We start from the raw sequence: 19,789 nt of genomic DNA, 5'->3' as shown, positions 1-19,789 counted from the left end.
GTCTAAAGTAAGAGCTACCAAAGGGCTGTTGGTACACTCCTTTGGAAAATTGGCAATTGCTCTACTTTCTTATGTTAATTTTTAATCTTTGAATCAGGTCGCCAACTCCTGATTCGCATTATTTATTAAGTTTTATCACTTCCGGAGTCCCTTTGGTAATGTAACGGATGATTACTTCGGGAGCGTCTTCACTGGTCTGCTCACAGGAGAAGGCTACGGCAGAAGAACCTGCGGGAAGTACGGCATTTCCCTGGGGCTGCACTTCGCTGATTACATTATAGTTCTTATCGGTTACTACGGCCTTACCGTCGAATGTGTAAAGCAGATACTGGCGGTCTGAAATCTCGCAGGGGAACTTAATCACCCCTTGAGGTGTGGTGAATGACGGGTCTTTGATGGTTCCGTCTCCCTCTACTTTCAGGCGGATGGCATATGTGCTTTCATAAGGACTGCTCCATGACCAGTCGGCACCGCCCGGTTGTCCCGGTTGCATTTCGGACAGGTTGCACCGGAAATGTTTGGATATATAGAGCGGATACAGGTTGTAGTTCTGTTCGTCTGTTTTTTCCAGGTGCCATTCTGTCTGAGGATCTCTCAGACGGGCTTTCTGCTCGTCCGTGAATGCTTCTGCTTCGCGCAGCTTATCCCAGTTTTTAATCGCTTCCAGTAATTTATCGATTTGTCCGTGACGGCGCAATGTGTTACTGTTGATTGTCATCGCATAACCGGCATCGAAACCGGCTGATTCGGATAATGCCCATTCCAGGTCTTCGAGGGAAGAACATTCGAAATTACGGTCGGCCAGACGGATCAGGAACCAACCCAGCATACGCGGGAACAGGTTGCGGTGGAAGAATGACTGGTTCTTGATACGGTTTTCAACCTGGCCGGTGCGCATCGCTTCACCCCAGGGTTCGCCCCAGTTCATACGGGTATGGATGTGCCATAAGTTGTGGCTGAGGCGGCTGGCGTCGTTAAGCACATTCTGGTCGAGCTGGTTGTAGAAGCGATAGACGAAACGGTTGTTTGCATATTCGTCCTGACCGGTATAGGAACATCCTTCCAAACCGTCGAAGGATATCTGGCGGATACCTGTTTTATTCATTATCTCAGCCAGGCGGTCAGCGTATTTGTCTTGCAGGACCAGATCAGGGAAGAGGGTTTTGTAAGGGTAGTCCCAGAGTTTGTACAGCGGTGTTTTCTGTGAATGGCTGGCGGCTGTTGTTCCCCAGGCGCCTCTTTTACAGTTTTTCAACAGAATGTTTTCTCCCTGCTCTTCTGTTGTGCCGTAAGTAATCAGCTCTTTATCGATCTGAAGGGTGTTGAGCGTCATCGGCATGGAGAACAGGTCCGACTTTTTGACTGTAATGTCGGTCTGGTCTTTGTTCAGGTCGGCTGTCAGGGTGAGTATGCCTTGTTTCAGCAAGTGGTCGGAAGGAATCGGTGTTACATAGGCGTCGTTTGTAGTCGTGAAGTTACTGAGTGTATGGACACCGACAGCGATACCCTGTGCCTTTGCCTTGTCTACCATCTTCTTTACGCCTTCATCCCCGCCTTTGGTGAATTTGGGGTCCCAGTTGAAATGTCCCCAGTCCAGGAACGGGTCACTATGGTAAACATATTCGAAACCGGCAATCTTAGCCTTGTCCAGGATCATATCAAAATTGTCTTCCGAGAAATCAGAGATCAGATAAGATTTCATGGCTGCGCGGGCTGTTTTCCCCCATTCGCCGTCGAACATCGGGTGGGGAAGTCCCTGCTCGATTTCAATCTCGCCGATACGGGCCAGCGCGTCTGTATTCTTACAGCCGAAGAAGGCTATTTTTGAACCTTTTATCAGTCCGTCTTCCCCTTCGACCGGGAGGACCAGTGATTTCTGTATTTGCTGTACTTTGCGATATTCCTGTTTGTTTCTTCTGCGGGCGGAGAAATGGAATACCGTCCCGTCAGAAATATCGGCGGCTGCCAGTTTGAAGTCAGGGATGCTGGCTACCGACAGTTCAGCAGATTTTCCTTTATAACCGTATGTGCTGGTAATCAATTGTCCGTATTCGTCAGGGATGCCGGCATTCGTTTTAATGTTCAGCGCCTGTATACCGAAAGCAACACCGTTACCCTGCGCAACGCCGACTACGTCTCCAACAACTTCATTGATCGTAACGGCCAACGGGCCGAACAGCAATACGTCGTATTTTTCCGGAATATTTGCTACCTCCAATGTGATGCAGACATCGCTTTCCTTATGTTTTAGTGTGATTGTGCCGCCGTCGGACATCGTTAGTTTAAGTTGGTTTCCGCTGGCGCTCATTTTGGACGGTGTTATGAGTTTGTTGTCTGTGCAGGCCGTTACGAGCGGATATTTACCCGTGTGAAGAATGTCCTTGCCTTCTACCTGGATAGAAGAAAAGTAACCTTCATTGTTTATCCCTATCTGGGTGGAACGGGTTTTCAGATTTACATGCTGGGCCCTGGTCTGAAAAACCAGCACGAAGGCAAAAAGCAGCACTAGTCTGCCAATTACAGAGAGTTGTTTCATGTTCGTTCGTTTAAAGTGTTTATCTATTTTTATTTCACCGATTGATGATTCTTATTTGCTTGTTGTTGAGTCTTCGGGCAAAAGACGAGCGAAGATAATAGTTTTTCTTTATACATGAAAAGCATCTGATCCTGAATGTAGAAATCAGATGCTTTGTTTTAATTATTTGTATAGTGATTTGATTAGTGTCGGGTCGAGTGATACAGGCGGATTGAAGCGGTCGGATGCCATATATTGCAGGATGCTTTGCCTGAACTGGCGGGCAGCCGGACGTTTATCCAGTTCCGTTTGCAGATCGGCACTGCATACCATCAGTTTGCCGTTACCGACTTTACCTTCCAACAGGATTCCCAGCTTCCGGTTTGTGAACCAGTCGTCGATCAGATGTACAACCGGGCGGTAATCTGCAGGGAAGTCGTCCAGTACCATCGCATTGCAATGGCTTACCAAGTCCCACCATTGATAATCGCTATATTTCTCTGTGGGGAAAGCTGCCAGTGCCGGGTGTTTGGGATCACAGAGGATACCGAGCGTATGAGGCGGTTGTTTGTTGGTCCAGGCCGTGTTCCAGAAAATAGAGGAGAAGCCGACACTGATATTTCCTCCCTTTTCCGGCAGGATGCTTCCGGGTGACAACAAGAGCAGGACGTTTTCTCCTTTTTCCAGTTGTGCCATGGCCTGGTTATCCAATGCCGAAGTGATATAAGGTTGTTTATCTACCGTTTCTTGTTTTGCCGGATATACCCAGATGTTCCATAGGTTTTTACTGCCGGTTTCTTTCACTTCCGCGCTAACCACCAATTGCGTCGGTTTTTCTATGCCGGAGAATGAATATTCGATATTTCCGGCAGGAATGCAATTGGTTACGGGCAGGTCTTTCACGAAGTTGCCCTGTGCAATCTTTTCTCCTACCTGGTTGCTGATCTCCCAGGTGATATTGGCTGCCTGTAACGGTTTTTCTCCGAAATGTGCCACTTCGAGGGGGACGTTCAATGTCTCGTTGTTCAGCCAGACCATTTTCGGGAAACGGACAAGAGGAACTGTTTTGTTACAGAAAGTACTATACTCTTCCGGTGTTACATAACCTTTTTCTTCCCAGAAGGGATCAAGAACGCCGACAAGGGCTGTTCCTTGTCCTGGAAAATCATGGAGGTCGAGTAATTGGAAGCCGGCGAAACCGGGCGTACGGAGAGCCCCTTCAATGTCTGCTTTGTAGCAAAGTGTTTGCAGGCGTCCGGATGCAAACAGGAAATCGTCTGCTAAGTCAGCCATATGATGTTCTTTCAAGGTTTCCTGAAATATCTCGAAGTTTTTAGCTTTCAGTACTCCTGTGTATTTTTCTATTTCTTTGAAATTCGGATAGACACACCACTGTCCGACTTCGTGGCTGACAGTCGGCATATTTTTCCGGATAATGTCGGCAAAGTCAAAGTCAGTACGGGGTTGTTGTGCGTTGATGATACTGTTCATACCTTCTCCCCAACGTTGGATGCGTGGTTCCATAGGATCCCAATAGTCGGCGTTTTCAACATAAGGCCAGCCACCGGCACTTGTATAGACGCGGCGGAGGTCTTTTGATTTCCAATAATTTATCAGGCCTGACAAATATGTAGCCTGATTGGCTCCTCCCGGCTCGTTACCGTAAGCCATCATACAGAAAGAAGGATGATTACCGTACTCTTTTAGGATGCGGTCGCTTTCGTCACGGAACCATTGGTCGGAGTAACCTCCGTCGCCAACTGTTGCCCAGCCTGCGCATTCGACTTGTAGGTAAATACCCATGCTGTCTGCTACTGCGAAAGCTGCTTCCGGTGGACACCAGGAATGGAAACGGACATGATTTAGACCGTGTGCTTTGCATTGGTTATATATTTTTGTCCAGTAAGTATTGTCCATTGCCGGATATCCTGTTAGTGGGAATATACAACATTCCAGAGTCCCGCGAAGGAATACTGGTTGTCCGTTTATTTCGAAACGCGTACCGTTCGCCTTAAACTCCCGGAGACCGAATGTGCGGCATTGTTCTTCTTTATTTTCGCCGTTTTTGATAACTGCACGTAAGGTGTAAAGGTTCGGAGTGTGTTCAGACCAGAGCTGAGCGTCATCACCCATTGCTAGAGTGGCCTCCTGTATCATACCGGAACCGGAAGTGATCTCTATTTTGTAAGGTTTGCCAACGATACTTCCATTTTTCTTCTCTATCTGAAGAAGTAGGGAAGAACTGTTCGTTCCGATTGTTCCGTCCAACGAGACTATAGCTTTGATCGTTTTGTCTGTGATATTCGGGTAAATCTGTATATCGTCTATGTAGAGGGACGGTTTGGCTGTCAGGCTGATTGTCCCGATGACACCATTCCAGTTCGATTGGGTATGGTCGGATACACTGTGTGCGTTTGTGCCTACTTCTATATTTACCCGGTTATCTACGCGGAGAGTTAACGTGTGTTTTCCGGGGGACAATTCATTAAAAGTGTGTCTGTACGGAGTGGACAATGATTCGTGTTTCCCCATTTCCATGCCATCCAGAAAGAGCGTCGTTTCCCAGTGCGTGCGTTCCAGTTCGAGTTCTACCGGCCGGCCGTTCCATGAAGCAGGTATCTCTACTTCCTTCTGATACCATGCAACTCCTACATAGTGCTTGTCCGGGTTCAGCCAGAAAGGAACTTTGATATTTCCCGGCTGACGGAATTTCTCATATTGGGGAGCATCGTACCATGATCTGTCGACGATTTGTCCGGTCCAGGCTGTTTCTATTCCGACATTGTCGCCATAACCTTGTTCCTGTAATGAACCAGGTAAATGAATTGTGTCGTTTAAAGATTTGTTATACCATTGTTCAGTTAATCCGATGTCATTAGGATCGAGGGCAAATAGCCATTTCCCTTGCAGGGATTGTTTGTCATCAACCTGACGGCAGGCCATTAGGGATAAAAAGATAAATAGGACTGATAAGTACTTTTTCATGAGTATTTAATAATATGTGAAATTATGATGCAAAGGAATCGTGTTCTCGATAAAAAATCAATAGATAATTTATTCTTATAGATGGATTATATTCTGATTTGGTAATTTCTTTTCTTTATTTTTTCTTTTATTGGTCGTTCGGTAAACGGTTACTTATGCATTAATAATATAGAGGCAGGTCTAAATAGTAAAAAGGTACATCCAATCTTGATTTACACTTGGTATAAACCGATTAAGAAGTACCTCTTATTTATAAATTATTTAAATATACGACTGTTTACAACCATTCTTTCATAAACGCATCCATTTCTTCCGCATGTTCTTCCAAGCTTTGCAGCAGTTTGAACTGGGCTTTTGTACGGATCAGATTATGTTTCGGGCTGTGGATCTTATAATATGTATCACCGTTGATATAGTCTGTCAGGAAGCGTACGGTCTGCATGTAAGTCAGCAGGCGGCCACCATAAGGAAGCAGACTGATTTCGAGCGGAGAAAGGAATGCCTTGGCTGTTTCCATGTAACCACGGGTATAAGCCTTAAAGATATCCATGTTTACATTTACATTGTCCAGATTTTCATCATCTTCGGCACCAGTATTGGCACCAGTACGGATAAAGTCACCGATATCGGACAATACGAATCCCGGCATTACCGTATCCAGGTCGATTACACAAAGTACCTTGTCGGTATCGGCATCGAACATCATGTTATTAACTTTCGTGTCGCAATGGTTGGTACGTTTCTGCAACTTGCCTTCACGGTACAAACGTTCCTGAATGCACATTGCTTCGGCACGTTTTTCAATTTCTTCGATCAGATCTTTCACTTCTTCCAGACGTCCGGCAGCGTTAGCCTTTACTGCATCGTGGAATTGCTCCAGACGGAATTCCATATTGTGGAAGTTAGGAATTGTTTCTCCCAGTGAACCTTCAGGCAGGTCTGCCAGCATAGACTGGAAATCACCGAAAGCCTTACCGGCTTCGTATGAGAGTTCCGGAGTTACTTCTTCGTAGCTTTTGCTGTTGGGGATGAACAAGCATACACGCCAATAGCTGTCACCATCGAAATAATATGGTTTACCATCTTTAGTTGGAAGAAAAGTTAGTACTTTACGATTGATATCGCTTTCGCCTTTAGCTTCCAGTTTTTTGCGGATATGGGTCGTTACAATATTGATATTGTTTTGTAACATATCTACATTGGTAAAAATCAGATGGTTGATACGTTGTAATACGTATTTGATCTCGCCTTTTTCGTTTGTTACTTTCAGCGTGTCGTTAATGTGTCCGTTTCCGAAAGGTTCAGCGGAAACAACTTTTTCTGCCAGTGTGAACTGGTCGAGAATGTTCAGTAATTCTTCTTTTGTTTTTGCCATGGTATTTATTAATTGATAATTGACTATTGAAAACAAGTTGTTGTTGTACTCTTTTCAATCATGCTTGCAAATGTAAAAATAATCTTTGATAAAATAAAAAAGGCAACGAATCTGTTCGCTGCCTTTTTTATAAATTCATTTTGAATTGTTAATTGAACTTTGTCAATCTTCAATTATTTTTTGTTGCGGTTACCGTAACGGCTCATGAACTTATCAACACGTCCTGCTGTATCCACCAGTTTAGATTTACCAGTGTAGAACGGGTGAGAAGTATTAGAAATTTCGACTTTTACCAACGGATAAGTAACACCGTCGATTTCGATAGTTTCCTTTGCATTGATAGTTGAACGAGTGATAAATACATCTTCGTTTGACATGTCCTTGAATACTACAGGACGATAGTTTTCAGGATGAATTCCTTTTTTCATTGCTTCTTTATCTAATTTAATTTATACTCTTATTAGTTTGGTAACCGGTAAATTGGCTTGCAAAGGTATGGATTTGCTTCAAACTAACAAAGAAAATCGAACTATTTTTTCTGAAGGCGTTACTTTTGTATTATTTTATATGCTTAAAAGCATAAAGTTTTCAGAGAGTTCTTATCTTTGTGCAGAATTTTCAATCATTAACGTAATAATATATACTACAATGGTAAATTACAAAGATTTAGGTTTGGTGAACACAAAAGAAATGTTCGCTAAAGCCATCAAAGGCGGATATGCAATTCCGGCTTTCAACTTCAATAACATGGAACAGATGCAGGCTATCATCAAGGCTGCTGTTGAAACAAAATCTCCGGTTATCCTTCAGGTTTCTAAAGGTGCTCGTCAGTATGCTAATGCAACACTGTTGCGTTACATGGCTCAGGGTGCAGTTGAATATGCAAAAGAATTAGGCTGTCCGAATCCTCAGATTGTTCTGCACCTGGATCACGGTGATACATTTGAAACTTGCAAGAGCTGTATCGACTCAGGTTTCTCTTCTGTAATGATTGACGGTTCCCACCTGCCTTATGAAGAAAACGTAGCTTTGACTAAGAAAGTTGTTGACTATGCTCACCAGTTCGATGTAACAGTTGAAGGTGAACTTGGTGTATTGGCTGGTGTTGAAGACGAAGTTTCTTCAGATCATCACACATATACTGACCCTGAAGAAGTAATCGATTTCGCTACTCGCACAGGTTGCGATTCTTTGGCTATCTCAATCGGTACTTCTCACGGTGCTTACAAATTTACTCCGGAACAGTGCCACATCGACCCGAAGACTGGCAAAATGGTTCCTCCTCCATTGGCATTCGAAGTATTGGATGCAGTAATGGAAAAACTTCCGGGATTCCCTATCGTTCTTCACGGTTCTTCTTCTGTTCCTGAAGAAGAAGTTGAAACAATCAACAAATTCGGTGGTGCTTTGAAGGCTGCTATCGGTATTCCTGAAGAAGAATTGCGTAAGGCTGCTAAATCTGCTGTTTGCAAGATCAACATCGACTCAGACTCTCGTCTGGCTATGACTGCTGCAATCCGTAAGACTTTCGCTGAAAAACCGGCTGAATTCGACCCACGTAAATATCTGGGCCCGGCTCGCGATAACATGGAAAAACTGTACAAGCACAAAATTCTTAATGTACTTGGTTCAGACAATAAACTTTAATCAGATAACGGATTAAATATATAAGGAAGCCATCCCGTGTTTGCGGGGTGGCTTTTTGTTTTTTCTCCTTTTTTATTGTATAAATATAAAATTAAATATTTTATTATTTGTAAGTTTGTAATTGAATTTTAAGCTTTCTCATGATAACTGGCAAAGTATAAATGGAGCAGAAAATAAGAGAGTTCGATAAGTGGTATGAACAATATGTTGATGAATTGTTTTCGTATGGAATGGCATTCGGTATGGAGAAAGAATATGTGCTGGATGTCATACATGATGTTTTTTTACATTTATACGAATCGGTAAATAAAATAGAAATGCCGGATAATCCCAAGTTTTATTTACTCCGTTCTCTTAAAAACAGAATTATATCCTCTAAACAAAAGAATTTCAATTTATTAAGTCTTGATGACAATATGGAATATGAGTTCCAGATTAAGGTCGATGCACTTGCATTACTGGAAGATGAGGAGGAACGGTTGGCTTATGAAGAACAACTGGATAATTTATTCCGTTTATTGACCAATAAACAGCGTGAGGTTGTTTACTTGCATTTTATGCAGGAACTGAGTTATCAGGAAGTAGCGGAAATTCTTCATATAACGCCTAAAAGTGTACGTAAAATTATTTATCGTGCATTGGAGCGTATGCAAGGAGGAGTAGCTCCTTTATGGCTAGTCTTTATTTTTCTGGTTGAATCGTAAAAAATGAAAAGGGTAACCCCAGATGGAATTACCCTTCCGAATTAAAAACTCATCTGTAGTATTAATCTATTTATTGGTCTTTATTTGTCCCAGAATGGTGCCTGAATAAGTGTCGGGTCCTTATCTATCTCTTCCTGATAAATTGGATACCAATAGAATTTACGTTCATAAACCCGTTTGATGTATTGTGTACGGACGAAGAATGCTTTGGGGTTATTCGGGTCGTCAGAGAATTCTGTTCCGCTGAAATTCATGCCATACATTGGCTGGTCCAAGACTTCTTCCGCTTTTTTCCATCGGCGCAGATCAAAATAGCGGATACCATTTTCACAACACAATTCTACACGGCGTTCATGATAAATAGCCTGTCTGACTTCTTCCTGGCCGTTTAAAGGAATCTTGTTGAAACCATTGCTGTCAATTCCGGTTCCATATTGCGGAACGCCTGCACGTTCACGAATCAGGTTCAGGTATTTTAAAATGTCCGCGTTACCCGGATCACACTCATTCAATGCTTCGGCATAATTTAGGTAAGCTTCCCCTAAACGATAAAGTATTCCTGGGCGATATGGATGTATATTATCACGTTGGTTTTGTTCCAAAGAAACTTTTTTACGATTCAGATAACCATTTTGAGGTGCATCGTGTGTGGGGCCACCATCTTGTTCGTTAGACATCATTTGTACTTCGCGGTTGGCTTGATGGTACCATTGCCGGTTCCACATAACGGTCAGATAGAAACGAGGTTCCCGGTTGATATACATATTATATGTGCCAATAGCTGCAACCTGATTGTAAGTATTGCCGTCTGTACCTACAGAATCGACTGTTGCTCCCGGGCAATTGCGATACAGGTTGTATTTGGTTTTGCGGATATCAGGCTGGCTGGAGAAACCACGCTCTGTATAACCTGACTTTTCATTGATAACCGGCGAACCGTAGTTACTTTTATAACCGGTAATGGGTAATGAACCATCTTTCATGGAGAAGGCATCGACTAATGTCTGATAAATACCTAATCCTCCGTTACCGGATGCTCCGCGTGGAGTAGCATGTTTTTCAAATTCACTGAAGTTGCTGTCTGAACGAACGAATAATGCTTCCGGATTCACATCTCCACGCAGGAATAGCACGTTATAGCAGGACATGAAAGGATCAATGCTCCCGTCTGCATTGTATTCGCGTACCAAGTCGTGACCGGCAGCATGGGCTGCCTCTATCAATTCCTTGCAGGCATCTGCCGCGCGGTTCCATTTGGAGGCGTCATAAGTCTGGCTAAAACGGTCTTTACCGTCATAGTTTTTTAATCCATTATACCATTCATTGCCGTTGACCAGCGGGCTGGCTGCAAACAATAACATACGGGCACGGACTGCGAGACACATAATGGAAGTGGCACGTCCATAGAACTGTGTTGATTCGCTTAGCCAGGAAGTCGGCAGTTTTTTTGATAGGCTGACTAATTGTCCGTCAATCCAGTCAACCATTTCGTCGAAAGGTATCTGCCCGCGCATTAAATTGGGATCATTGACTTCTGCCAATCCGTCGAAGAAAGGAACACTGCCGTATGCTTCAATCATCATCCAGTAATAATAGGCAATCAGAAAGCGGCATTCATCTTTCATTCTTTCTATCTTTTCTTCTGTAACTCCCTGATCCGGAAGTGCATGAGCATTTTCAATAAATTGGTAGGCAGAACGGATACGTACAGGGCATTGACTCCATACTGCTCCGTCCCAGGAGGAACTTGTAAACCATTGTCCAATTACGAAATTCAGTGTATTACCCCACCACTGATACCAACGTTGGGAAGGATCGAGGTCATCTCCCATACTGTCATAACCATAATCTCTCAACAGACTCCAGTAAGGGTCAGGAACCCTGTTATAAACCCCGGAGAGCCAGTCTTCGGTTCTGGTTTTATCGTTAAATACCATTTCCATTGTTAGTGTATCATCCGGTGCATTATCCAGATAATCCGTACAACTATTAAGGGATAAGCCTAAAAATGATAAGCCAATATATTTGAGTAGTTTCATTTTCTATATGTTTTATATTTATTACTCTGTTAGAAATTAATATCCAGTCCGAAAGAGAAAGATTTCATGATCGGGTATTTAGCTCCGTTCGCCGTGTCCAACTCCGGGTCCCAAAGATCGAAGGAGGAGAAAGTGAAGAGGTTGGAACCTTTGGCATAGAGGCGGATATTGGCAAGGCCAACCGAATTAATCCAGTGTTTGGGAAATGTGTAACCGATTTCTATATCTTTCATCCGGAGCATGCTCATGTTACGCAACCACCAGGTCGAATTTTGGCTGTTGTTGGCGTTTGTTCCGTAACTTAAACGCGGGTAGAAGGCATCCTGTTTCGGGTTTTCCTGGGTCCAACGATCGTTGTAGTTGGTCAGGATGTTACCCATAGATCCCTGGGAAGCTCCTGGTAAGAAATTGGAAACAACTCCTCCGATAAAACGATAAGTCCGCCCGTTCCCCTGAAAGAAGATATTGAAGTCTACATTTTTATAACGAGCTGTTGCTCCGAAGCCATAGACAATTTCTGGATTGACGGTTCCGCCCATTGCCTTCTCATCCTTATTAGTGATAACGCCATCACCGTCGATGTCCATATATTTAATATCTCCCGGACGGATAGCGCTGAAAGTTTGTGCCGGTATACCTTCTTTTAAAACCAGGTCACCTTTTTCATTTGTAGTGAAATCATCTTCTGTGAATAATCTTTCGGCAACGAGGCCAAATAATTCATTGACAGCTCTTCCGGTACGTTGACGATTTGTTCCGATAACTCCCATCGCTTCATCCATTTCAATAATTTCGTTGTGTGCATAAGTGAAAGTTCCGCGAAAACCCACGTGCAGGTCTTTATTGAACTGTTTATTGTAAGTTAATGAAAGATCTATACCAGTGTTGTTCACTTTACCGTAGTTAGCCCATGGTGTTTTACGGAAACCTGCAGATGTCGGGATATTATTACGTTGCATGAAAATATCACGGCGCTGTTCCTTGAACCAGTCTGCCTGTAATTCCAGAGCATTCCAAAGACCTAATTCTATACCGATATTTAGTTTTTCTACGGTTTCCCATTTCAAATCTGTCACACCAAATTCTCCCTCAAAGCGGGAGGAACGGTTGTAATCGTTGTTTACACCCCATTTATATGATCCGTCCGTGTCTATTGTTGGTAGGAAAGCGAAGCGGCGTCCGTCCAATTGGTCGTTACCGGTCAATCCCCATGATGCGCGGAATTTGATTTTAGAGAAAGTCTCTTTGAATTGTTCCATGAATTTTTCTTCCGAAAGCATATAGCCGACGGCGACAGAAGGGAAGAATCCGTAACGATGTCCTTTTGTGAAATTCTCCGAACCATTATAACCGAAATTGAATTCGGCGATGTAACGGTTGTCAAATGTATAGGAGGCACGTCCTGCTATACCCATGCGGCGGAACGGAACAATATTGCCATCCTGATAATCCCGTTGATTATAGAGGAACATGGCACTGACTGCGTGTTTCTTATTGAATGTGCGGTCGTAAGCTATATTCCCTTCTAGATAAGTGGCTTTATTTCCCCATGCAGACTCGCTTTTTGTATCCAAAAATTCTTGTCCGTCCGTACTGACAGTCAGGATCAGTTCTCCTGTTTCCGGATCTCTGCCTGTTGCCGGATTATAGTAAGTCGGAGTTTTGGAGCGTTTCACCCATGAACTGGAGTAACGGTCGAAAGAAAAGAGTCCTTTTATTTTCAAACCGGGAGTAATAAATTTCAGGTCCTGTTCGATAGAAAATAAGGATTCGACTTTTGAGTTGGTTGTTGTCTGGTAACCATGCTGTGTGGCTTCCGCCCAGGGGTTATGGCGCTCTGTTACACGGACATCGCGTCCACCGGAATACTGGATCGGATGGTAGAAAGGAGGTGTATCAAATGCATAATTCCAAATGTCCTGTCCACTGACTGCCATTCCGTTTTGTTCCTGTAAATATCCCCCTATACTTATGCCGACAACGGTTGTTTTTGTGACGTTAATATCAACATTTGAACGGATATTGTATTTGTTCAGGCGGGTCGACGAATCCCAGTCTTTGCTTTTATCGGTGACAAAAATACCACGTTCCCCATAGTAGGACGCAACTAATGCATAGCGAAGAATATCGCTACCACCTGTAATAGTTAGATCACCTCGTGTATTGGATGCCATGTCTTTTGAAACGGCATCCAACCAGTTTACATTAGGATAAAGCTCCGGATCGACATTATTACGGTAGTTGTTGATTTTTTCTTCTCCGTAAAGAGGATTAGGATTCCCTGCGTCCATATATAGTTCATCCATTAATGAAAGATAATCAGCCGATCCGATATATTCCGGGAGCTGGGTAGGTTGTGTGAAACCTTGTTCGAAGTGAAAATTTACTTTGGGTTTGCCCAGTTGCCCTCTTTTGGTCTTTACAATGATAACCCCATTTGCTCCTCGTACACCATAGACAGCACTGGCAGCAGCATCTTTCAATACAGAGAATGATTCGATTTCTGCAGCGGAAAGATCATCGAGCGTACGTTCTATTCCATCTACCAAAACCAATGGTTTGATACCTGTCCCTTTGAATGAAGATATACCGCGAATCCAGAAGTCGGAACCGTCAGAACCAGGTTCGCCACTACGTTGAACGGCGATCACTCCGGCCAGTTGGCCTGCCAGATTATTGGAAACGGCGCGGGTTGTTCCTTGTTGCAATTGAGCAGGTTCGATGGTCGTGATAGAGCCTACTACGGATACTTTTTTCTGGGAACCGTAACCAACTACTACAACTTCATCCAGGTTGTTTGATTCTTCAGACATATTTACGTTTATATTGATCTGGTCTCCGACTTTAATTTCTTGTGATTCGAAACCGATATAGCTGAAAACAAGTACCGTGTTTTTATGAGGAACTTCAATGAAGTAATTACCGTTAATATCGGTAGTTGTACCCTTTGTTGTACCTTTAATAATAACATTGACACCTGGTAATGGAACTTGCTGTGCATCTCTGATTGTTCCGTTGATAGAGATACTTTTTTGCTGTTGTTCTGTTTCTCCTTTTCGCATGATCATTACCTGTCTGTCATTGAGAACGTAGGTAAGACCGGTGTTTTTCAGAATTTCAGATAAAATTTGATCTATCGTTTGAGATTGGATGTTAATACTTACATTTTTACGTAGTTCTAGACGAACTAAGTCAATAGATATATATTGGTATTAAATGAATTTAACATATAAAATGGGGCCAAATTGGGGAAATTAATGTCTTGTTTAAAATGAAAAAGCAAAATGAATAAAAAACAGCATATAAAAACTGTTGACCAGTTAATACATGACGATTCCTTTATTCTCTGGTGTCTGTTTCCTACGGAAGAGTCGGAATCGGTGTGGATTGATGATTATCTGACACTGTATCCGGAAGAGAAAGAAAATATAGAGAAGGCCAGGCAAATGGTTCGTTCGTTGAAATTGAATAATAGAAAACTGTCGCCAATTGAAAAAGAATCTCTTAAAGAAAATATTATAAATGATTTAAGAAAATTCAGAAAACCAAAGCGAATGCGTCTGACATGGCAATATGCAGCAGCTTGTATTCTTATTATATGTACATTGGGCTCATTATTTTTGATTACTAAAGAAAATTTATTTCAGGAAAGAGATATTCTGTCTTTGGTGGATGATATCCAGTTAGATGTTAATCAGACAGAAGTAGAACTTCATTTGGCACAGGAAAAAATGAAGGTTTCTGATAATGCGACAATTTTAGTCGATCAACAAGGGAAAATCAAGGTGACGGATAAAGACATTAATAATCTAGAGGCTACAGAGAGGAAGTGTACTGGTGAAGCAAAGGAAAAAGGTAATCATATGAATGTGTTAAGCGTACCGAAAGGACGTCATTCTTCATTGATTTTGCCTGATGGTACGAAAGTATGGGTAAATTCAGGCACAGTGCTTCAATTCCCTGAAATATTTGAAAAAGAAAAAAGAATGATTTATGTGGAAGGGGAAGTTTATCTTGAAGTTACCAAAGATGCATTGCGTCCATTTTATGTAAAAACGAACCAGATGGAAATCAGAGTTTTAGGAACATCTTTTGGCATAGTTGCATATAAGGATGAAAATTTCCAATCTGTTGTACTGAAAGAAGGAAGTGTTGCGGTTGAAGGATATAAAAGCGGAAAACAAATTATCAAACCAAATGATCTCTTAGTCTTGGAAAATGGGCAGATGTCTGTTAGCCAGGTGAATGTATACGATTATATCTCATGGATAGATGGTGTTCTCCAGTTCCGGGAGAAAAATTTAGGTGAGGTACTACGTAGTATCTCACGTTATTACCGTGTTCAATTTAGCTATCCACCGGATATAGAACAAGTGAAATGCTCTGGTAAGCTGGTGTTGTTTGATAATATGGACCAAGTTCTTCAAACACTCCAGAAAACGTTATCAGTTTCATTTCATCGTAAGGGGAATTTGATTGAAGTAAATAGTATCAATAATAAAAAATGAATGCCTATGAATAGATAAAACATGCCGTAACCTAGTATTGTATAAAACAATAGACCATTGTGTTGTTAACAAGTAAAATATTAATATCAAGGAAAACTTATTATATTATTATGGAATATCTAAAAATTAAAAGAAAAATACACGCAGTTTGTGTAGTGTTGTGTTTGCTTTTTACAGTAAATTCATCTCTTTTGGCTGAATTGTCCTATGCACAATCTACACGTTTGTCACTCGATTTATCAAATGTGGCTATCAGTGATGTTTTTGCGTCTGTAGAAAAAAATAGTGAGTATGTATTTTTTTATTCTGACTTAGTTCGTCTAGAACTAAGTTAATTTTTCAAATTGATGATAAAGAGCCTTATGTCTTGAAAAATAAAGTCCCTGTTTGGCGGGCTATTTTTCCCTATTTTATTGTATTCATGCTGTTTCCCAATAAAAATATTAGTTAATAATTCGTTCTGTGAGATGAAAAGATTTGTGTTATATAACTGAATTTTTATTTAAATCCTTTCAACGGCCTCGGCTGTGAAATCCTTAAACTACTGATTATTGCGGCTACCACGGCAAATCCTGTTGCCAGATACAAACATGCTTGCGTACTGTTGTTCGGAACAGATTGAATATCATAGCGACTAGTGTTGCTCCCAGTGTCTGTCCTAATAAACGGGCTGTTCCCAGCATACCGCTTGCGCCTCCGCTTCGGTTGGAAGGGGCAGAGGAGATGATCGTGCTGTTATTGGGTGTCTGGAATAAACCGAATCCGGCTCCACAGATAAACAGGCGCCATATAATATCCGTATTTGTCGGGTTGTCGGGTAAAACGGCCAAAAGGAAAAGACCGGCAGCAAATATTGTCATACCGATACCTCCCAGTATACCGGCATGAATCCGTTCGACTAATCGTCCGGCAAGAGGGGCCATGATCATCGTTGCCAACGGCCAGGGAGTAAGAAGCAGGCCGGTCGTTACGTCGCTTCGTCCCAATGCTCCCTGAAGGAAAAAGGGGAGGGAAATCATTGCCAGCATTTGTCCGGTGAAAGAACATATTGACGTGCCGATCGACATGGAGAAGATCGGGATGCGCATCAGGTCGACCGGAAGTAACGGAAACTGTTGGCGCAGTTGGCGGCGTACAAAGAAATAACCGATCATAAACAATATGGCTATACCTGCTATGATCAAAGTTGTGTTCTCTTTATGGGCAATACCTTCCAGCGAGAAAATCAGTAATCCGAATGTAAGAGCGTTCATCAGGCAACTGAGCTTGTCGAAACGGCGGCCGGTGACTTTAACCGGATTGGCTGGCAAATGCATCAGACCGATCACCAAGGCTGCAATGCCGATCGGGATATTGATGGCAAAAAGCCAGTGCCACGAACCTAAAGACAGGATGATGGATGCAATGGTCGGTCCGGCGGCAATCGAGACGGCGACGACCAGGGCATTGATCCCCATGCCGCGGCCCAGGAAACGTTTGGGATAAATGATTCGGAGCAATGCCGTGTTAACACTTGTGATGGCGGCAGCTCCGAATCCTTGTAAGATACGTGCGGTTGTCAACATCCAGAACGAATCGGCAAGGGCGCAGATGGCTGACGTGATGCTGAATAGTAAAATTCCTGATAAGTAAATCCTCCGGTAACCGTAAATGTCTCCCAATGAAGCGAAGGAAAGAAGCGAAATGGTGATTGCCAGCTGGTAAGCGTTGACAACCCAGATCGTGACAGACGGTGAAGTACCCAGGTCGCGGGCTATTGTCGGCAAAGCGACATTTGCAATTGTTCCGTCTATGACGGACATTCCGACACCTAAAGCTGTGGCCAGTATAGCCCAGTAACGTTTAGGTAACGGTAGTCCGTCGTTCTCACTTACAGTTATGGCGCGATTTTGTAATATCATTTATGTCTTGTTTACTTAATAACTTGTCTTACAGCTTCCAGCATAGGTTCGACGGTCAGCGGACTTCCTGTAGCCAGTATCATCCATTGGTTAGGGGTTAAACGTCCCTGACGGAAAATCCGTTCTACTTCGTTCGCGAAGTTCTTGCCTTCCAGATACTGGTCAAGCTGGAATTCTATGATTTGTCCGAAAGCATAAGCCGACAAATACAATGGATAGCTGATCATGTGCGAATAAACAGCCAGTACCGTCTCGTCCTTTACTCCGAAAACAGGCGCATAATATTTGTTCCATATCTCTTTCGATAATGCGATCGTCGCTTCTTTCAGCTGTTCGGCCGTTGCGTCCGGATGGGCATACATCCATTTCCATACGGAAATATCCAACATGGAAACACCGCAAATTTCATACATGCTCCATACTTTATCCAATATTTCCATCGCCTGTTTTTCCGGATTCGGATCGGTGATATCCAATATTTCGAGATCACGTTTCTGGAAAACAAAAGCCAGCGCTTCGGTAAATGCAGTGTTGGGTACGCCGCTCAACATATAATAGTCTACATCATAAAGCGATAAAGTCTGCTCTACATTGTGACCGAATTCATGGATAGCTATGTTGTATCCCTTATAATTCATTCCTGCTGCCGGAATACGTGTGCGGAGACGTGACTGCTGTCCTTTCATGGATGCTCCCCAGGCATGCCCTGAACCACGGGCGGCATCGACTGTGATCTTGTCGGCCAGATAGTTGGCCCGTTCGGCACTGAATCCCAGCTTCATAAGAATGTCCGGTAACTTCTTGTCCAAAGCTGCCGCATCCGGGTAAAGGGCTTGCGTTTGTGCATCCAGCTTGGTCTCGTCGAGATTACTGCGGGCTTTGATACCGTCGTACCAGATATCGTAGGCTTCCAGTTTGCGTCCCAGACGTTTGGAGATCGTTTTGCCGATTTCTTTCAATTCGGTAGCGGACAGAAATTCATCGAACAGTTTTTCAACATCCTGCAAAGCTACTTCCATATCGTCGTTGAATTTACGGTCGATATAGGTATTACCTGTGTATTTGTCAATGTCTTGCATGGCCTTAAAATTGTTCAGCATCTTCTGATAACGGACAGTCGATTCGGGAGTCGTTTTTACTTCCTTGTTCTCCTGTTGTACCATGTTTGTATATGGATTCCATTCATACGTCCCTGAGTTGATTACTTCGACAGGAATATCCTGTGAAATGATCCGTTTCATCACTTCGTAAACGGTGCGTTGCTTGTCGAGTCCCTCTTTCCCCTTGTTGTAGTTTGCCTTGATTTCATCACGCAGGTTCCAGTGTGACAGCAGGATCATGTCTTTAGGGAACAGATGCTGACCTTTTTTGTTCATTACATGACCCATGTAAATGTTATACTGGGAGATATAAATGTCGGCATCGCTTTCTGCGTTGGAAGCTGCCTGCAACAATGCAGCAGGGATCCGTTCCGTGAACATGTCGCCCAGACGTGCATAGGCCCAGGCTTTGCGGTCGGTGCCCAATGCTTCTTTTTCTTCCAGGGTAAGGTGGGGGAAGTTTAGTGCGATGATAAAAGCTATTTTATTATTGTATAAGTCATCGCTTAAATGGCTTGAAGGACTGTATGAACCGAACTTCTCATCGATGGGGTGCAACGGACCGTTATCCAGCTGCAAATTTTTCTGTAAGCGCAGCGACATCTCATTGAAATGACCGCTGATACCTTCGAGATAGTCGCTGATCTTGAGGAATACCTGATACTTTTCATCCGGATCGGCAATATAATTGTCTTCACAAAAAGAGCGGAAGGCTTTTTCGTCGCCGTCTGTTTCCAGCCAAAGACGTGCAACCTGGCTGACTCCTTTTTCTATACTCTGTTTGTTACTGTTGTCCCTGGAGGTTAACGTGCTGATGGTCGATTGTATGACGGACGGATCGATGGATGCTTGTCCGTTCAGATACGCTAATGAGCAAATAAGCATAATACAAATGCGTTTAGTTAGATTTCTCATAAGACTTATGTTGTTAAGTTCAAGATCTTTTGTAGTGTAAATAAAAGCGTGAAACAAATGTAGGGATAATATTTGTATCTTTGTATGTTTTTTAAAAAGA

10 protein-coding genes and 1 pseudogene are annotated in these 19,789 nt (G+C 42.9%); 3 read left to right on the top strand and 8 right to left on the bottom strand.

What is annotated here, in order from left to right; genetic code table 11:
* Positions 1 to 118: 118 nt before the first annotated feature.
* The 4 genes from NBH15_RS19545 to NBH15_RS19530 all read right to left on the bottom strand — a co-directional run bounded on the left by NBH15_RS19545 (position 119) and on the right by NBH15_RS19530 (position 7,303).
* Positions 119 to 2,536, bottom strand: a complete 2,418-nt coding sequence (locus NBH15_RS19545) for a hypothetical protein (RefSeq protein WP_128134303.1) — start codon at positions 2,534 to 2,536, stop codon at positions 119 to 121.
* 162 nt (positions 2,537 to 2,698) lie between these two features.
* The gene (locus NBH15_RS19540) at positions 2,699 to 5,500 is read right to left on the bottom strand and encodes a DUF8487 domain-containing protein (RefSeq protein ID WP_244050866.1); all 2,802 of its coding nucleotides are present in this window, start codon (positions 5,498 to 5,500) and stop codon (positions 2,699 to 2,701) included.
* Positions 5,501 to 5,777: 277 nt separating this feature from the next.
* On the bottom strand, positions 5,778 to 6,875 hold the full coding sequence (locus NBH15_RS19535; RefSeq protein ID WP_244050867.1) for a phosphotransferase enzyme family protein: 1,098 nt from the start codon (positions 6,873 to 6,875) through the stop codon (positions 5,778 to 5,780).
* Between the two features lie 173 nt (positions 6,876 to 7,048).
* Positions 7,049 to 7,303: a type B 50S ribosomal protein L31 gene (locus NBH15_RS19530; protein WP_007659112.1), complete on the bottom strand. Its 255-nt coding sequence runs from the start codon at positions 7,301 to 7,303 to the stop codon at positions 7,049 to 7,051.
* 220 nt (positions 7,304 to 7,523) lie between these two features.
* Here NBH15_RS19530 and NBH15_RS19525 point away from each other — a divergent pair, with 220 nt between their 5' ends.
* Positions 7,524 to 8,522, top strand: a complete 999-nt coding sequence (locus tag NBH15_RS19525) for a class II fructose-bisphosphate aldolase (RefSeq protein WP_044214855.1) — start codon at positions 7,524 to 7,526, stop codon at positions 8,520 to 8,522.
* Positions 8,523 to 8,683: 161 nt separating this feature from the next.
* The gene (locus NBH15_RS19520; protein WP_128133555.1) at positions 8,684 to 9,226 is read left to right on the top strand and encodes an RNA polymerase sigma factor; all 543 of its coding nucleotides are present in this window, start codon (positions 8,684 to 8,686) and stop codon (positions 9,224 to 9,226) included.
* An 80-nt stretch (positions 9,227 to 9,306) separates the two neighbouring features.
* On the opposite strand, the gene NBH15_RS19515 is transcribed toward NBH15_RS19520, so the two are convergent.
* Entirely contained in the window at positions 9,307 to 11,265 is a 1,959-nt protein-coding gene (locus NBH15_RS19515) for a RagB/SusD family nutrient uptake outer membrane protein (RefSeq protein ID WP_128133554.1), read from the bottom strand.
* A gap of 29 nt (positions 11,266 to 11,294) precedes the next feature.
* Positions 11,295 to 14,468, bottom strand: coding sequence for a TonB-dependent receptor (locus tag NBH15_RS19510; RefSeq protein WP_443146949.1), 3,174 nt, complete (start codon positions 14,466 to 14,468; stop codon positions 11,295 to 11,297).
* Positions 14,469 to 14,549: 81 nt separating this feature from the next.
* On the opposite strand from NBH15_RS19510, the gene NBH15_RS19505 reads away from it, so the two are divergent.
* Positions 14,550 to 15,773, top strand: a complete 1,224-nt coding sequence (locus NBH15_RS19505; RefSeq protein ID WP_128133553.1) for a FecR family protein — start codon at positions 14,550 to 14,552, stop codon at positions 15,771 to 15,773.
* Positions 15,774 to 16,271: 498 nt separating this feature from the next.
* Here NBH15_RS19505 and NBH15_RS19500 read toward each other — a convergent pair.
* Both NBH15_RS19500 and NBH15_RS19495 read right to left on the bottom strand, forming a co-directional pair.
* A pseudogene (locus tag NBH15_RS19500) lies at positions 16,272 to 17,674 on the bottom strand (MFS transporter).
* Between the two features lie 11 nt (positions 17,675 to 17,685).
* Positions 17,686 to 19,689: a hypothetical protein gene (locus NBH15_RS19495; protein WP_250823335.1), complete on the bottom strand. Its 2,004-nt coding sequence runs from the start codon at positions 19,687 to 19,689 to the stop codon at positions 17,686 to 17,688.
* Between the last annotated feature and the right edge of the window lie 100 nt (positions 19,690 to 19,789).

The organism is Parabacteroides caeci, assembly GCF_023656795.1.
Classification (GTDB): Bacteria; Bacteroidota; Bacteroidia; order Bacteroidales; family Tannerellaceae; genus Parabacteroides; species Parabacteroides segnis.
The sequence above is the reverse complement of the archived record's forward strand: the minus strand, read 5'-3'. Positions and strand labels throughout refer to the sequence as shown.

Bases quoted from the DNA above. Each gene is read 5' to 3' on its own strand.
- NBH15_RS19545 (WP_128134303.1), bottom strand. From the start codon at position 2,536: ATGAAACAACTCTCTGTAATTGGCAGACTAGTGCTGCTTTTTGCCTTC.
- NBH15_RS19540 (WP_244050866.1), bottom strand. From the start codon at position 5,500: ATGAAAAAGTACTTATCAGTCCTATTTATCTTTTTATCCCTAATGGCC.
- NBH15_RS19535 (WP_244050867.1), bottom strand. From the start codon at position 6,875: ATGGCAAAAACAAAAGAAGAATTACTGAACATTCTCGACCAGTTCACA.
- NBH15_RS19530 (WP_007659112.1), bottom strand. From the start codon at position 7,303: ATGAAAAAAGGAATTCATCCTGAAAACTATCGTCCTGTAGTATTCAAG.
- NBH15_RS19525 (WP_044214855.1), top strand. From the start codon at position 7,524: ATGGTAAATTACAAAGATTTAGGTTTGGTGAACACAAAAGAAATGTTC.
- NBH15_RS19520 (WP_128133555.1), top strand. From the start codon at position 8,684: ATGGAGCAGAAAATAAGAGAGTTCGATAAGTGGTATGAACAATATGTT.
- NBH15_RS19515 (WP_128133554.1), bottom strand. From the start codon at position 11,265: ATGAAACTACTCAAATATATTGGCTTATCATTTTTAGGCTTATCCCTT.
- NBH15_RS19505 (WP_128133553.1), top strand. From the start codon at position 14,550: ATGAATAAAAAACAGCATATAAAAACTGTTGACCAGTTAATACATGAC.
- NBH15_RS19495 (WP_250823335.1), bottom strand. From the start codon at position 19,689: ATGAGAAATCTAACTAAACGCATTTGTATTATGCTTATTTGCTCATTA.